Origin of the sequence: Mangrovibacterium lignilyticum (assembly GCF_010882175.1) — a bacterium.
Lineage (GTDB): Bacteria > Bacteroidota > Bacteroidia > Bacteroidales > Prolixibacteraceae > Mangrovibacterium > Mangrovibacterium lignilyticum.
Genome location: NZ_WKLH01000001.1, coordinates 1,682,283 through 1,698,023 on the forward strand (window position 1 = coordinate 1,682,283; position 15,741 = coordinate 1,698,023).

General features: G+C 41.9%; 12 protein-coding genes and 1 pseudogene. 11 read left to right on the forward strand and 2 right to left on the reverse strand.

Features of this window, described 5'->3' with window-relative positions; translation table 11 throughout:
• The first annotated feature begins 231 nt into the window (after positions 1 to 231).
• The 4 genes and pseudogenes from GJV22_RS06780 (at position 232) to GJV22_RS06795 (ending at position 4,891) form a co-directional block, all read left to right on the forward strand.
• Positions 232 to 996 carry a glycosyltransferase family 2 protein gene (locus GJV22_RS06780; protein WP_163710558.1) on the forward strand — a complete coding sequence of 255 codons (765 nt, stop codon included), beginning with the start codon at positions 232 to 234 and terminating at the stop codon, positions 994 to 996.
• A gap of 274 nt (positions 997 to 1,270) precedes the next feature.
• Entirely contained in the window at positions 1,271 to 2,143 is an 873-nt protein-coding gene (locus GJV22_RS06785) for an ATP-grasp fold amidoligase family protein (RefSeq protein WP_163710561.1), read from the forward strand.
• Between the two features lie 221 nt (positions 2,144 to 2,364).
• Positions 2,365 to 3,453: a glycosyltransferase gene (locus tag GJV22_RS06790; RefSeq protein WP_163710565.1), complete on the forward strand. Its 1,089-nt coding sequence runs from the start codon at positions 2,365 to 2,367 to the stop codon at positions 3,451 to 3,453.
• Positions 3,454 to 3,700: 247 nt separating this feature from the next.
• Positions 3,701 to 4,891: pseudogene (locus GJV22_RS06795) on the forward strand (IS3 family transposase).
• 236 nt (positions 4,892 to 5,127) lie between these two features.
• On the opposite strand, the gene GJV22_RS06800 reads toward GJV22_RS06795, so the two are convergent.
• Entirely contained in the window at positions 5,128 to 7,782 is a 2,655-nt protein-coding gene (locus GJV22_RS06800) for a right-handed parallel beta-helix repeat-containing protein (protein ID WP_163710567.1), read from the reverse strand.
• 597 nt (positions 7,783 to 8,379) lie between these two features.
• On the opposite strand from GJV22_RS06800, the gene GJV22_RS06805 reads away from it, so the two are divergent.
• From GJV22_RS06805 to GJV22_RS06815, 3 genes are all read left to right on the forward strand, one after another.
• Positions 8,380 to 8,769: a BT0820 family HAD-type phosphatase gene (locus tag GJV22_RS06805; protein WP_163710570.1), complete on the forward strand. Its 390-nt coding sequence runs from the start codon at positions 8,380 to 8,382 to the stop codon at positions 8,767 to 8,769.
• Positions 8,770 to 8,920: 151 nt separating this feature from the next.
• Positions 8,921 to 9,451, forward strand: a complete 531-nt coding sequence (locus GJV22_RS06810) for a DNA-3-methyladenine glycosylase (RefSeq protein ID WP_163710573.1) — start codon at positions 8,921 to 8,923, stop codon at positions 9,449 to 9,451.
• An 830-nt stretch (positions 9,452 to 10,281) separates the two neighbouring features.
• A complete protein-coding gene (locus GJV22_RS06815; protein WP_163710577.1) occupies positions 10,282 to 11,967 on the forward strand; it encodes a S41 family peptidase in 1,686 nt (561 codons plus the stop codon).
• A 104-nt stretch (positions 11,968 to 12,071) separates the two neighbouring features.
• On the opposite strand, the gene GJV22_RS06820 is transcribed toward GJV22_RS06815, so the two are convergent.
• Positions 12,072 to 12,587, reverse strand: coding sequence for a response regulator (locus tag GJV22_RS06820; RefSeq protein WP_163710581.1), 516 nt, complete (start codon positions 12,585 to 12,587; stop codon positions 12,072 to 12,074).
• A 206-nt stretch (positions 12,588 to 12,793) separates the two neighbouring features.
• Between GJV22_RS06820 and GJV22_RS06825 the strand changes: the two genes are divergently transcribed.
• The 4 genes from GJV22_RS06825 to GJV22_RS06840 all read left to right on the forward strand — a co-directional run bounded on the left by GJV22_RS06825 (position 12,794) and on the right by GJV22_RS06840 (position 15,740).
• On the forward strand, positions 12,794 to 13,555 hold the full coding sequence (locus GJV22_RS06825; RefSeq protein WP_163710584.1) for a type III pantothenate kinase: 762 nt from the start codon (positions 12,794 to 12,796) through the stop codon (positions 13,553 to 13,555).
• A gap of 146 nt (positions 13,556 to 13,701) precedes the next feature.
• Positions 13,702 to 14,418, forward strand: coding sequence for a head GIN domain-containing protein (locus GJV22_RS06830; RefSeq protein WP_163710585.1), 717 nt, complete (start codon positions 13,702 to 13,704; stop codon positions 14,416 to 14,418).
• Between the two features lie 35 nt (positions 14,419 to 14,453).
• Positions 14,454 to 15,167 carry a head GIN domain-containing protein gene (locus GJV22_RS06835; RefSeq protein ID WP_163710589.1) on the forward strand — a complete coding sequence of 238 codons (714 nt, stop codon included), beginning with the start codon at positions 14,454 to 14,456 and terminating at the stop codon, positions 15,165 to 15,167.
• Between the two features lie 309 nt (positions 15,168 to 15,476).
• The gene (locus GJV22_RS06840; protein WP_163710592.1) at positions 15,477 to 15,740 is read left to right on the forward strand and encodes a YtxH domain-containing protein; all 264 of its coding nucleotides are present in this window, start codon (positions 15,477 to 15,479) and stop codon (positions 15,738 to 15,740) included.
• Position 15,741 lies beyond the last annotated feature (1 nt).

The following is a 15,741-nucleotide window of genomic DNA, read 5'->3' on the forward strand; positions in this document are numbered from 1 at the left end:
CAAAAGAAAGCCTAATCTTACATGAGAACACAATCGATACAAGCTAATTAAAACAGATTGTATCAAATTACCCAGACTTTTTAACAGGCTTACTATCTATTTATAATTCCTGCCGGAATTCGCTCTCATTAGCCAAGTTGCACCTAGCTCTATTTCAGATTTCACAACAGACAGAAGCAGTTGCAACCAACCTTCCTTTCCTTCAAATAAAAAACATAACGAATAACTAAAATGAAAGTAACAATTATTACAGTTGTTTATAACAACCGAGAAAACATTTCAGAATGTATTGAATCAGTATTGAATCAAAGCTACCCCAATATCGAACACATCGTTATCGATGGAAATTCAAAGGACGGTACTCAAGAAGTTATCAGTCGTTATCACCAACACCTTGGAAAATACATCTCCGAAAAAGACAAGGGCTTATATGATGCACTCAACAAGGGACTAAAAATGGCAACTGGTGACATTGTTGGCATTTTGCATTCAGATGACCTATTCTACGAAAAGGAAACAGTTCAAAAGGTTGTAAATGAATTCAAAAAGACGGAAACTGACTTACTTTATGCAAACGGAGTTTACGTTCCGAAAACCAGCCTCACCAGCGTTAAGCGAGTTTACAGATCGTCACCTTTAAGAAAATACTATATTAAATTTGGATGGATTCCTTTGCATACAACAATCTATATCAAACGAGACCTCATTGAAAAATATGGGCTTTATGATGCAAAATACTCCATTGCAAGCGACTACGACATAAGTCTTCGTTGGTTTAAATCCCCAGAGATAAAAAAACACTTTTTCAACGAATGGGTCGTTAAAATGCGTCTTGGAGGTAAGAGTACTTCGGCCAATATGCAAAAAAGAAAATCGCTCGAAGATTTGGAAATCATTAAACGCCATGGACTATTTGGTCTTTTCACATTAGGATGCAAAATCGCTCGAAAAATCCCTCAATATCTAATGCCAAGAATTACAGGCATGCAGCTGTAGAAACGTTAAAGCCCAAATCTCCATGACGTCTTGTACAACTCCCGGCTAACAGGTGCTCTTAGACTTTTAGCACAAATCAGAAAGCCGTAGTTTTAAGAAATCCTGCCTTTCCCAATTGCAGAAAGCAAAAACCACTGCACGTCCAAAAGGAAAAACCTAAGTAGTAAGCGAACTCGCCTGTAGGGCGAAACTAACCAAGACCCTTTTTATTATCAATATTTAACTACAACACCCCGACAAAATGAGCCTGGAATTAACATCCAACACTAGTGACATGGCAAAAAGCAATAAATTGTTCATGAAATATGCTATGAAGGAAACTATGCACCAAGTTCTTGGTGATAAGCTTTTCTATCAACTTTCGTTCCTTATCCACCACCGGAGGATTGCGAATTTAAAACATCCACGATCATTCAGTGATAAAACAGTTTGGCTATCATTGTATGACAGGAACCCGGAATACAACAAATATGTTGACAAATACGATGTTCGCGAACATATCACGGAAACAATTGGTGAAAAATACCTGAATGATTGCTACGGCATATACAATAGCGTAGATGAAATCAACTTTGATGAACTCCCCGACTCATTTGTATTGAAACCAACGCACGCATCCGGATGGGTTATCGCATGTCCAAACAAAGCCAAGCTTGACATTGAAGATGCAAAAATGAAGCTTTCAAGATGGATGAAACTAAATTACTATAACATAACAGGAGAATGGGTTTACAAAAACCTACAGCCACGGATTATTTGTGAACGGTTTTTGAAAAATGAGGAGGAATCGGGACTAACAGATTACAAGTTCTATTGTTTTCACGGAGAGCCTCGTTTCATCCAAGTTGATAGAGACCGGTTTGCGAACCACAACCGAACCTACTTCACCCCCAACTGGGAAAAGATCAATTTTGAACTGGGTGGTTGTCCGACAAGCACAAATGAGATTAATGCACCAGAAAATTTTAAGGACATGATGAAAATAGCCCGTACTTTATCGGAAGGCTTCAAATTCATCCGTGTTGACCTATATGAGGTTGAAAAAAAGATTGTATTTGGAGAGCTAACACTATACAATGGAAATGGATTGTTAAAATTCAACCCGGAAAAATTTGACCTGCTAATTGGAGACTTCATAAAGATCTGAATGCAACAATCTTTAACCAGAGACCTTGCCTTTTTGCAAACTTTATCGTTTTGTACTCTTGATAAATCTTACAACATACTAAAAAATTAAGTTTAATTTAACAGTAAATCGATTCATAAACTAATATAGTCGACGTAAATTGTAAAGAACAATCGATCATAAACATTCTAAAGCAACCTTTAAACATAAATGAAGCTCCAGGATATTTTAAAAAAGGCTAAATGAGAGTACTACATATCATCGCAACATTAGACCAATCAGGAGGTGGTCCTTCACTAAGTGTACCAAGTACATGCATTCAACTAGCAAAATTGGGCGTTAGTGTCGAAATCATCTGCAGACCGAGTAAAAGTCCGGTTACAGTTCCTGAGGTCGAAAATTTAAAGGTGCGTTTTCTAAATATTACAAGACTAATCCATCTAGCCAAGAAGCTCAAAAAAGAGGATGTTGATCTTATTCACCTTCAGCAAATATGGGATCCCTACATCCATATAATGGCCTATGCTGCCAGAATAAAACAAATACCTTATTTGATCACTCCCCGAGGCATGCTAGAGCCATGGATACTTAATCGTCACCCCTTAAAGAAAAAGCTTGCTATGCTGTTGTACCAAGATGAGGATATCAAGCAGTCTATTGCGATCCATACGACTTGCCAAAAAGAAAAAGAAAATATCCAGGCAATCGGTTATCAGAACAGGACGATTGTAATACCGAATGGGCTGGACATGGAAAAAGTAACACAAACAAAAGAATTCTACGGGACCAAAAAGCTTATTTTCTTATCCCGGATACATGAAAAGAAAGGCATCGAAATTCTATTGTCTGCCTGGGATGAATTGGATCATCAAGGCTGGACACTTGAAATTGCAGGTGAGGGGGATCCAAACTATGTTGAATATCTGAAACGAAAAATTGAGCAAAAGCCTACTAAAAATGCATTTTTAGTAGGCCCTAAATACGGAAAAGAGAAGTGGAAATTCTTAACCAGTGGAGACGTCTTTGTACTTCCAACTCACAGCGAAAACTTCGGAAATGTTGTTATTGAATCGCTTTCTGTAGGGGTTCCCGTTATTACAACAACTGGTACTCCTTGGGAGGAATTACGAACTCACGACTGCGGGTGGTGGATCGAACTTGAGACCGCAAAGCTAAAATCAGCTATTGAAGAGGCTATTAATACCGATAATGACAAACTGAAGCAGATGGGACGCAACGGTCTCGAATTAGTCCATCAAAAATACAATATCGAATCTATTGGTAAAAGAATCCAAATCATGTACACCGAATTGCTGTCTCCCAAAAATTAAATTGGTTGAATACGCGCCAAAAATCAGTGGGGATAGCTAAGAACTATACTGCTGTTCTTTGATTATTGCTCAGTTGCTAAAATTCATTGATTGTTTTGTATCCCTGTGCTGAGTGTCTTCTCGTCTTGTTGTACCACATTTCGATCCAACCGAACAAGTTCAATTTTGCGTGTTCTTGGTCGAAGAAACTTTGGAACTGCTACATTTGACTGGACGATAGGTTAAGTATAATTTATTTACCTACATTATGAGTCCTATGAGAAAGAAGTTTGACAAAGAATTTAAGAGAAAGGCAGTCGAATTATCCTATGCAAGAGGGAACGCCAGTGAGATTGCAGATGAACTTGGGATCGACCGAGCATTACTTTATCGATGGCGCAAGGAATTTAGTCAGTATAAAGACAATAGTTTCCCCGGTTACGGGAACCCGAAGATGTCGGATTTGGAGCGGGAAAATGCTCGTTTGCAAAAAGAGCTTCGAGAAGCCAGGATGGAACGGGATATCCTAAAAAAGGCAATCAGCATCTTCTGACGTGAACGATGGGAAATCTACCAATTTATAAGTGATCACCGCAGTCGGTTTTCTATTGAGATGATGTGTAAAGTATTCAAAATAAGCAAAAGCGGTTATTACCGCTGGCTTCAGAACGGAGAGTCAAACCGTTGGAATGAAAACCAAAAGTTATTGGTGGAAATTAAACGGATCTTTCAGGATAGTGGTCAAAGCTATGGAAGCCCTCGGATGGCCGAGGAACTCCGTTCTTTAGGGTACACAGTTTCACGTCCGCGCACGGCTCGAATTATGAACGCAGCAGGGCTGCAAGCCAAGCGGAAACGAAAGTTCAAAGCGACAACCGACTCCAGACACAAATATCCGATTGCGCCCAATCGATTAAACCAGGATTTTTCGGTTTCGGCTCCGGCAAAGGTTTGGGTTTCCGATATCACCTATATCAGAACAAATAAAGGTTGGATGTACTTGACTGTCATTATTTATTTATTTATTTATTTGATCGTAAAGTGATTGGCTGGGCCATGAGCAAGGGCTTGAGCGCAGAAGAAACATGTATTCCAGCATGGAGAATGGCCGTAAAGAATCGTCCGATTACGGATGAACTTATCTTTCACTCAGACCGTGGTGTCCAATATGCCTGCAATGCTTTTACCAATCTACTGGAACGTGAGAAGTTGGTTAGCCGAAGTATGAGCAGAAAAGGCAATTGCTGGGACAATGCTGTGGCCGAAAGCTTCTTTAAAACGATAAAAGTTGAGTTGGTTGGTCTATCAACGGAGCTTCCTCGATCAGGAACAAGCCAAATTAACCTTGTTTCGGTGGATCGAAACCTGGTACAACAAACGAAGAAGGCATTCGGCTTTGGGATACAAAACAATAAACGAATTTGAACAACTAAATAGTAATCAAAGAATAGCAGCGTAGCGCTTAACTAGCCGTACAGTTTTTTGTTGCATATCCACTTTGCTGATAAACCAATTAACTTCTATCGTTTTAAAGAATCTTTTTCAGCTTTAATATGTGCAATATTTAAATCTGGTCTCAAAACCAATTGATAAGATCCCTTTAAAATATATTAGACTCAGCCTTAGTTAGTGTCATTATTTCAAACTGTCAGGTGAAAATCTAAAATTGTTACCTCCATTTTTCCTGTAGTTACTTTACTTTTTAAACAATACCGTTCCTGCGAATGGGTTTAAATTCATACTCGTAATATTAACCCCTTTATAATCCATCCAGCTTCCCGAACTAAGGTCGATGCTAATCATTTCTTGTGTCTCATTGTAAAACAACTGTGGTTCGCCTTCTATTTGCAAGAACACCGAATTCTGATCTTGATTAGTCGTTGATTTCCAAGTTATAAAATCCTTCGATCCTTTGTAATATAGCCCATTCAAATGATAACTGTCAATATAGATACTACTACTGATGTTTGGAGTCTCTGTTCCTGCAACACAAGTAAAAAGATATTGATGAGTTTTAGTTAACCACAATAAGGCTTGATCACTCTTATCATAGGTAACCACCATGTTTTTATAAAAAGTAGACGGTGACTTTTGATGATATAAAATTAAACCTGCAACACAATTTACTACTAGATTATTATTAACAGCAATATTATCAGCAATATGTAAATAGATTCCCATCGTTGCATTATAAATAATGTTATTCTCGATTGTGACATTATTTGTTAGATCATCCATATAAATCGCTGCTGAAGCTTGATTATCAGACCTCCACCCATCAGTACTGCCTCGGATATTTACAATAATATTGCCAGAAATGACAGACCCACTTGACCCTTTCTCGTTAGCTTTTGCTTCACCTTGATAAGTATAAATTCCACCTCCATCATCTAGAATACACATTGCATTATTTATATAATTATTCCTGATTGTAGTATTAGTACAATAAAAAGAAATTCCTAAATAACCAACATCCTCAACTTTATTAAACTCTATAGTTGAACCAGTGCTCGCCGAATTCATTGTGACGATTCCATTACCAAAACTGCCTTCTGTATCCGCACTCCATGATGATGGTAACCCGATTTTAGTAACATCACAAAATCGGACATTACAATCTGTGGAGCTAGATACAATCCCCACTCCCCAACTTCCTGAAACTGAAACCTCCTCTATTAATGAGTTTGGCGAATCCTGCCCCCTATCTTTAATCCCATATCGACCTCCATATTTTATATCACATCTTCGAACAATTGACCCAACTCCCTTATATATATATAAACCAGCATATTTTGCACCTAAAACATCAATATCTTCTACAGTATTATAATCATGTCTAATAACCAATGCACTCTCCCTAGTTACAACCTCGATTACGTGAGTTGAAGGTTTTTCTCCACTATCCATCGACAAATAAACATATCCCCCACTAGCATCATAGCACCATTCATTTGCCTGTGTTATAAAGTCAACTTTATTCATTAACACAAATCCACATCTATCTGAAAGAGTGAGATTTTCATCAATTTTGATCGTTTGTCCTGAACTACTCAATACTTTTGAATTTGCAATGGAATATGTTTTATTCCTGATAAAGGCAATCGCCCCTGAATAATCGATAGTCTGGTCTAGACTATTACTTGTAAATTGCGACACATCTAAAGCTGAGCTAATGGGGAAATATCCCTCCTTCGGCAGTCTTGACACAGAGACTAAAACGCCATCAACTATTAGTTGATTTGGTACATTTGCCACCTTTATCCGATATATATTACTTTTATAATAACTCCATCCTGATAGTACTTCTGTTCCGGTGACTATTGGTCTACGTCCAACACCATATGCTCCGTAAACCACTCTTTTAGTATTGGTACCTGACTTCGCAGTTCTAAGCGTCTCCCTAAAAATATCTCCTGCCTTTAAAGCAACCTTTACACCCGGTATCATTATTAACCTGGATACTGCAGCTAAAGTTTTCTTCGGTGTCTCCGGAGTCAAACCGTTGTTAGCATCGTCTCCTTCAGATGAGCTGACGAAGTAGTCAGCATCAGTTCCGTAGTCAACTCCTTCAGCTGCACTCGCACTCCCCGCAGGTTGATTTATGACTTTCAAATTGTTGCCGGCACGTTGATTCAGCACCGTCAATTCGCTCACCTCACCTGCCGTATCATTCGTTTTCGAATAGGATGCTGATAACATTGTTGTAGTCCCGTCACTCTGAATCGCGTAATTTGTTCCAATCTGGGAGACAGAAAGCGAGTCCCTCGTCTGGCCGGGAATAATTGAGAAACTATAGTCCGTTCTCGAATCTGTCGTCTGTGCTAGCCCCACACTATTCGAATCAAAATCGATCGAAGAAGCTGTAAAAGAGGAGCTCAATTCGGCCGGCAAAAGGACAACACCATCGGCAACAGCACTAACTGTTAAGGCGTCAAAACGCTGACCATTGCCAACCAAAAACTGCATAGCCGAAACATCCGTACCGAATATGATACCCGATTCGGTCGCTAGGTAAGCTTTACCGGCAACAGGGCTGGGCGTTGAATCTCCCGGTTTACAGTAACCACCAAAGACAAGCGTACTCTTGACCGCTGAAAGCGAGGATTGGATAAAGGCATTTTGATCCGCCAAATTACTAAACGACGAAGTCACGACCTTAATTTCGCGGGAAGTCGCCGTGTCGGCTTCTAAAAGCCCCAAGACTGTTCCTTCGGTGAACTCCCTCGTTAGTAAACCACGACTTGCGGCCGAAACACTTCCGGCCAACAAAAAACCTAACACAACATTAGTCAGCACAAAGGCAAATAGTGCCCCGTTCATCCTTGTCAAAAAATTCCTAAGTCCAGACATAGCTCTTCTTTTTTTAATTTATTATCCATCACTTCAACCGAAGGACTCAACTCAATGAATCTCCGACTCCCCCAATCACGAACGAAGAAATACAGCCTTAACTCAAACACTGCCTAAAAAAAATAAAAAATCTGATTTTGCAAATCTCAACCGTATACAAAACTATGAATAAATCTCTTTTATTGCCAACACTGGATTTAATTTCTGAAAATTAATTTCATGTAATTACTTATTTTAAAATTTGTTACCGAGTCAAATGACATATTGTTCAAAATCCGACTTCACTCTGCCAAAATCAATGATAAATTATAACTCTAAATAAAATCCCTTTAATCGCTTCAACGAACTCTGTTAAGCCAAATAAATTGACAGTAAATGATTTGAACTGTTTAAAGTTGCTTTGAACAGATCATAAAACATCCCGATTTATTTAATACTTTTCTCGCTTAAACAATTATGGGATATTTAACGATTATTTCGCCTAGAAACTTCTAGTTCTTCATTACAAAATAATATTCTTCATATAACAAATACTCATATAAAAGATCGTTATGGTAAAGCCTAAATCGTTATTTTTAAACTCTAAAACTGGATGGAATGATTATAGCGGTTGACTTTGACGGCACGATCGTCACACATGAATACCCAAAGATCGGGAAAGATATCCCATTTGCGATTGACAGCTTGCTGATGCTGCAGGAAGAGGGAATCCGTATTATCCTGTGGACCGTGAGACACGGTAAGCTGTTGGATGAAGCGGTGGACTATTGCCGGAAACGCGGTTTGGAATTTTACGCAGTGAACAAGAACTACCCGGAAGAAGATGTCAATGAGGATGCCGGCCGGAAGATTGTTGCCGACTGCTATATTGACGACCGAAACCTGGGAGGACTGCCCTCGTGGGGGGAGATCTACCAAAGCCTGTCGACCGAAAACAAGCCCAAACCGAAAAGCCTGAAATCCATGTTTAGCTGGAGAAGAGACTAGCTTCGCCGGAATCGGCCTACTTGTTCTGCCTGAAATCGGAATTGTTGATTCTATTTCATATATGCACCCCTTTGCCCGTCATCGACCACTCGATGGATGAGCAGAGGGGTTTTTTGTTGGTTACAAGAGTGAGCTTGTTTATCTTCGTTAGATGACTGCAAAGCGATTGGATTATTCTTTTTTTAAAAGTGACAGCCCGTCGGTTGCCTGCGAATTATTGGGGAAAGTGCTGGTTCGTCGCTTTCCCGACGGATCGGAGAAGCGCTACCGGATTACTGAAGCGGAGGCGTATTGGGGCACCGACGATCTGGCTTGCCATGCCAGCAAAGGACGAACCGAACGGACGGAAGTGATCTTTGGGCCGGGTGGCACTGTCTATGTGTACCTGATCTATGGCCAATACTGGTTGTTGAATTTTGTAACCGGTGAGCCAGGCGATGCTTCAGCTGTTTTAATCCGTGGGATTGAAGGTTTCAGCGGTCCCGGGCGTGTCGGTCGGGAACTCCAACTAGACCGTTCGTTTTACGGTGAAAAGCTGAACGTGTCGGAGCGCCTTTGGGTGGAGGATGCCCCTGCGGTGACCCATTATACCGCTGGTCCGCGGATTGGTATTCATTATGCCGGAGAACCCTGGATGAGCAAAGCCTGGCGGTTTTGTTGGGAGTCGGGTGATGACCGGTGAAAGAGGGGTTGAAGGGGTTGCGGGTTACGGGTTGCGGGTTTCACGACTTTATCGCGTTGAGCAGCCTGGGAGGGAATAAGGGGGCTTCTGATCCCCGGGTTCCGCTGCGCTCCACCCGGGGCTACAAAGCTGTCACCCCTCCGGGGTTATAGGGTCCGGTGTTTTCTATGGGCTTAGCGGTTTGAACCGCTTAGCCCGTTGATGCAGCAGATGTATTGGTATCATCGTGCGTTCGTGTCCTTGTGTCCGTGTCTTCTCCGCTTCGAGCGGCTTGGGAGAAAATAAGGGGGCTCCGTTATCCCGGGGTGTCGTTCACCGGCCAGCCGGTTCTCTTTGCCCCGGGCTGGTGCTCTCAGCCCTTCAGGCTGTTTCGTGTCGTCGTCTGGTCGTAACCTCGTGCCCTCGCGAGTCCAATCCTTCAATCCAATAGCTGGGGACTGTGACTGCGACTGCCCCGATAGCTATCGGGGACTGACCACTGACGACTGCTCTTCCCCTAATCCCCGGCTGTTTAAGAATAATTAACGAATTCTAAGACCTGTAAACCTGTATTTCCGTCAAGCTTTATTACATTTGCTTTTCCCGTCAGAAGGATGTTCTCAGAAATCAGAAACTGATTCGTTAAACTTCGTGATCATCTGCTTGTTTTGTTTTCAACAGACATTCTGTCAAGGGCTATTAAGTAAACGTTTGAAAACCGACTTTAGAATTAAATTTTTAAACACGTGAAGCGAGCCAATCAGATTTAATCATTCAACATTCCACACAGGCGGGTTGTTTAAATTATCCGGTAAGTTCCGTGTACCCATTGATCGTAAATTTATAAACGCATGAAAACATTCAATAAAAAGAAAATTGGGATCCTGCTTGGGCTTGTTTTAGCTCTGGCTGTCGTGTTCACGGCATTCACCCGGGATGAGAAATTATTCCAGATCGACAAGAACCTCGATATTTACTATACGCTTGTCCGCGAGCTGAACCTGTTTTATGTCGATGAAATTAATCCCAATGATTTGGTTAAAACCAGTATTGATGATATGCTGGAATCGCTCGATCCTTATACCACTTATATACCGGAGTCGAAAATGGAGGATTTCCGTTTTATGACCACCGGGGAATATGCCGGAATTGGAGCGATGATTGGCAAACAAAAAGACCACGTGATTATTTCGGAGCCTTATGAAGGTTTCCCGGCGCAAAAGGCGGGGCTGAAGGCAGGAGATATTTTACTGGAAGTTGCCGGAAAGTCAACCGAAAATATGACAACAGAGGATGTGAGTAACCTGCTGAAAGGACCAGCCAAACAGGTTGTCAAGGTAAAGATTGAACGCCCGGGAGAGAAAAAGCCACTTGATGTGGAGATTATCCGGGAGCAGATTCAGATTGATGCGGTGCCGTATTACGGGATGCTGGACGAAAAAACCGGCTACATCCGTTTATCGAACTTCACGGCCAATTGTGGCGATGAAGTCAAACGACTTGTCAAAGAGCTGAAAGAAAAGCACCACGCCGAATCGCTGATCTTAGACTTGCGTTCGAACCCGGGAGGTTTGTTGAATGAAGCGGTTAAGATTGTCAATATTTTCGTCCCTAAAGGTGTTGAAGTTGTGAGCACCAGGGGAAAAGTGAAACAATGGGATAAAACGTATAACGCGACAGAGACTCCGATAGATACCATCATGCCGTTGGCTGTTTTGGTTAACCGGGGATCGGCTTCCGCTTCCGAAATTGTTTCAGGTGCCCTTCAGGATCTGGATCGTGCAGTTATTATCGGTACACGGACTTTTGGAAAGGGCTTGGTACAAACCACCCGCGACTTGAGTTACAATACCAAACTAAAGGTAACAACTGCTAAATATTATATCCCCAGCGGCCGTTGCATCCAGGCATTGGATTACTCGCACCGCAATGAAGATGGCAGCGTAGGTGTGGTTCCGGATTCGTTAATCTCGGAGTTCACAACCAGCAAAGGACGGAAGGTTTATGATGGTGGCGGGATTACGCCCGACGTCAAACTGGATTTGGATCAGATCAGCAGTCTGACGATCAACCTGGTTCAGGATTATATGATCTTCGATTTTGCAACGCAATACGCTTACCAGCATGAATCGATTCCCCAGCCGGAAGATTTTAAGGTAACGCCAGAGATCTACAATGAATTTAAAAGCTTCCTGAAAGAACGGGAGTTCAGCTACGAATCTCAAACAGAAACAGCGCTCGACGAGCTGGAAGAAACAGCCAAGAAGGAAAAATACTACGAGTTAGCTAAAAGCCAGTTTGAGGAACTGAGAGCCAAAGTCGGTCACGAACTGGACAAGGACCTGGAGCAATTCCAGACTGAAATAAAAGAGATGATGACTGATGAGATTGTTTCCCGTTACTATTATCAGAAAGGAGCCATCAGGGCGTCTATTCAAACAGATCGGGGCATTGACAAGGCAGAGGAGGTACTGAATTCTCCGGACATGTTCTCGGCAGTGTTTGAGCCCGGCGTTGTTATCTCGAAAACGAATTAATCGGCATTTGGAATTCTAATTGACAAATATAAATCGTTATAACACAAAAAACCCGGCTCGAGAGCCGGGTTTTTCTATATCATTGGAACACGAAAAATAACGATTTAAACACCACCCATTTTCAATCCAAAGTATTGTGGATACATCAGCGCAATGGCGATTAAGACAATAATAAACAAGGCCAGAAATACGAAAAATAAGATGACCCCCATTTTATATCTCTTTTTCGACACTTCGAGCTGGTTATACGACTGAATTTTATGAATTTTATTCACCAACTTCTTTAAAGCCATTTGGTCCTTTACAATGTAATCGTAAGCTCCGTATTTCATCGAGTTGATGGCTACGTCAATGTTATCCTGCCCGGAGAGGAAGATAAATTCGACATTGGGTGCAATCTTTTTGGATCTCTTTAACACTTCAATACCATTCATCCCTTCCAGCAGATAATCCTGAATGACCACAGCAGGTTGCTTTTCCATCGCTTTGATCGCTTCCTCTCCTGTGGAATAGGATTCTACATTTGTCAGCTTATTTGTTTTCAGAAAACTAACAATCAGACGATTATAGACATGATTGTCCTCAACTACAAAAATCAGGGGGTTCTTATTTGTAACCATAAGTCCGAGAATAAAGGTTAAAATCCAGTTATAAATTAGAGTCTCTTAATGTACACTTGAGTAAAAATAAGTAAAAAATAAAACAAAATTATTTTTTGCTCCACTATTTATCCAAATACACTTCACATAAGGTAACGAACAAAATCGCAATAAATTTTATCCTTCCTCATAAATCTGCTAAATTGCTTCGATAAAAACAAACAAATATGCTGTTAGCAATCGACATTGGGAACACAAATATTGTTTTTGGCATTTACGATGCCGGAGAATGGATCAAGATTTGGCGTATCCAAACCGACCCGCTCAAAACGGCTGATGAATATGAAGTGATCTTCCGAACCTTGTTTACCAGCGGTAAGGTTTGCAAAAATCAGATCACCAAGGTTGTATTAAGCAGTGTCGTTCCTTCGCTGAACCGGGAGTTTGACGATATGCTGTTCAACCTGATTAATCAACGACCGCATCTGGTATGTCCCGAGATTTTCGATCGCCTGCCAATAACCGTTCTCAACCCGTATGAAATTGGGAGTGATTTGGTTGCCAATTCGCTGGCGGCCTATACGCGTTATAAGCGCACCTGTATGGTCATCGATTTTGGTACAGCCCTAACCTTTACGACTATTTCCGGCGATGGAGCTATTCTGGGTGTTGCCATTGCCCCCGGCTTGCGTACCGCCATTCATGCGCTTTCGGGCAACACAGCCCAGTTACCGGATGTGCAACCGGTTCTTCCTCCATCGGTACTTGGAACGAACACGGTTCATGCCATACAAGCGGGTGTTGTGATGGGCTACACGGGACTGGTTGACCGGATTATTTCGAAAACGGAGGAGGAATTACAGCAAGCGCTCGTTGTAGTAGCGACCGGTGGGTTAACGAATTTATTCGCCCATGAATTGACCCGCATTCAATCGATCGAAGCCAACCTGACACTGGAAGGACTGCAGTTGATTGGCGAGCTTCTATAAGCCAATTTCGGTCTCATTTCCACGACAAAAACACTTCACCGATAAATTTCGTTTGTTCAGCGATTTGGAACTGAAAAGTCAAAATTGTTTCCGGAATTTTGTAACGTCTGAGACATTTAAACGTCACTTACTTAAATTCCGGTTGTATGAAACGCACTGTTCAACTCACAAGCTTCGTCCTTTTCCTTCTTCTTTTTCAAGCCTGTTTCCTTTTAGGGCCATCGGTCAAAGGCGACGGACATGTTACCCGACAAACCCGGCAACTGTCAGGCTTCGCCGAATTGGATGTCTCCAATGGATTGAAGGTCGTTTTGATCCCCGATTCGAATGAATATGTTGTTGTTGAAGCAGACGAAAACTTACATCATCATATCGAAACTGAAGTTCGCGGTGAAACCCTTAAGGTATATAGTGAAAGCCGCATTATTTGGGCGAAAGAGAAAACGGTTCTGGTACACTTCCGGAAACTGACTGCGATCAATTCATCTTCCGGTTCAAAAATTAGCAGCGAATCGCCTGTTCACACCAAACAAATGAAACTGAGGGCCTCTTCCGGAAGCCAGCAACACCTGCAAGTTGATACCAATCAGCTGGATGGAAAGTGTTCGTCGGGCGCCCACATCTACCTTTCCGGAGCGTCTGACGAAGCAACGATCAAAGCCTCTTCCGGCGCCCATTTTAAAGCCAACGAATTTTCGACCAACAGTTGCGACGCCGATGTTTCGAGCGGTGCGCATATTTGGGTTGATGTCCGTCATAAATTGCACGCTGAAGCATCAAGCGGTGGTCATGTTTACTATTCGGGAGAGCCGTCCGAAACAACAATCAACAGTTCTTCGGGAGGTTCAGTTTCCAGGAACTAAAATCAGTTAAAAGCATAAACATTAAATACCAATCCATGAAAACAATTATTCTCAGAAAACTATCCTTTATCGTCCTACTGGCAGTTGTTAGCCTGAGCGCGTCGGCAGCCACCAAAGACAGTCAAACCAGGTCAGTGGGTGCATTCAGCAAAATCAGTGTGTCAAGCGGTATCGACCTGTACCTGACACAAGGTGAAACTGAAAGTGTTCTTGTGGAGGCCGACGAAGATTTGATTGACAAAATCATCACTAAAGTTGAAGGCGAAACGCTACACATCTACATTAAAAACAAAGGCAACTGGAACTGGGGCTGGAACCAAAGCCGCAAAGTCAATGTAACTTTTGACGAGCTGACCGCTTTGGACGCCTCGGCGGGAACGGATGTCGAAGCGGAAGAAGAGGTTAATGTTGAACAGATCAGCATTTCTGTCAGCAGCGGGTCCGACGTTGATTTTAGTCGACTCAATGCGCAGAGCGTCCGCGTATCGGCAAGCAGCGGCGCCGATGTGGTTTTAGCGGGAAAAACATTCAGCCTTTCAGCCGACTCATCCAGTGGCAGCGACATTGATTGTGAGGATCTCATGTCTGAAGAATGCAAAGCCAGCGCTTCCAGTGGTTCCGACATCGTATTATGGGCAAATAAATCGTTGACAGCCAATGCCAGCAGCGGTGGAGACATTCGCTATAAAGGCGAGCCTGGTCAAAAGAATTTTGATGAATCGAGTGGCGGCGACGTTAGTTCTCTTTAATTCAATAAGAAGAAACCCCGAAATCAAGCACTGAGCTGCTTTTTCGGGCTTTCTTTTTTTACCCACCCGCCTACAAAGATAAAGAGAACAGGCTAATACTTTAATTATCTGTTGATTTGAGACGCCGCTAAAAGAATACCTCCAAATCCGCTATTGCAGACACTCCTTTGGAAAAAATAACAAAAAAACTTCCATCGACCCCAATTTCTTACGTTCAATTAATTGCCTTTCACCCTAAATTCAACTAAATTAGTATAAGAAAGTCTACAATTACAATTAACAATTTGTTTAACCTTAAAAATTTATGCTATGAGTTCAGGAAAAGTTGCACTAGGCCTATTGGCAGGACTTGCTGCCGGAGCGATGCTCGGGATTTTGTTTGCTCCAGATAAAGGAACTGAAACCAGACGGAAAATTGCAGAAAAAGGCGAAGACTATCTGGATGATATGAAAGACAAAATGGATGAATTGATGGATGATTTACACGAACAGGTTGACTCAGCAAAAGCGAAAGTAAAAGACCTGGAAACCAAGCTTCACAAAAAAGCGAAGGAAGAACCATCTGCAAATTAAT

Bases quoted from the DNA above. Each gene is read 5' to 3' on its own strand.
- GJV22_RS06780 (WP_163710558.1), top strand. From the start codon at position 232: ATGAAAGTAACAATTATTACAGTTGTTTATAACAACCGAGAAAACATT.
- GJV22_RS06785 (WP_163710561.1), top strand. From the start codon at position 1,271: ATGGCAAAAAGCAATAAATTGTTCATGAAATATGCTATGAAGGAAACT.
- GJV22_RS06790 (WP_163710565.1), top strand. From the start codon at position 2,365: ATGAGAGTACTACATATCATCGCAACATTAGACCAATCAGGAGGTGGT.
- GJV22_RS06800 (WP_163710567.1), bottom strand. From the start codon at position 7,782: ATGTCTGGACTTAGGAATTTTTTGACAAGGATGAACGGGGCACTATTT.
- GJV22_RS06805 (WP_163710570.1), top strand. From the start codon at position 8,380: ATGATTATAGCGGTTGACTTTGACGGCACGATCGTCACACATGAATAC.
- GJV22_RS06810 (WP_163710573.1), top strand. From the start codon at position 8,921: ATGACTGCAAAGCGATTGGATTATTCTTTTTTTAAAAGTGACAGCCCG.
- GJV22_RS06815 (WP_163710577.1), top strand. From the start codon at position 10,282: ATGAAAACATTCAATAAAAAGAAAATTGGGATCCTGCTTGGGCTTGTT.
- GJV22_RS06820 (WP_163710581.1), bottom strand. From the start codon at position 12,587: ATGGTTACAAATAAGAACCCCCTGATTTTTGTAGTTGAGGACAATCAT.
- GJV22_RS06825 (WP_163710584.1), top strand. From the start codon at position 12,794: ATGCTGTTAGCAATCGACATTGGGAACACAAATATTGTTTTTGGCATT.
- GJV22_RS06830 (WP_163710585.1), top strand. From the start codon at position 13,702: ATGAAACGCACTGTTCAACTCACAAGCTTCGTCCTTTTCCTTCTTCTT.
- GJV22_RS06835 (WP_163710589.1), top strand. From the start codon at position 14,454: ATGAAAACAATTATTCTCAGAAAACTATCCTTTATCGTCCTACTGGCA.
- GJV22_RS06840 (WP_163710592.1), top strand. From the start codon at position 15,477: ATGAGTTCAGGAAAAGTTGCACTAGGCCTATTGGCAGGACTTGCTGCC.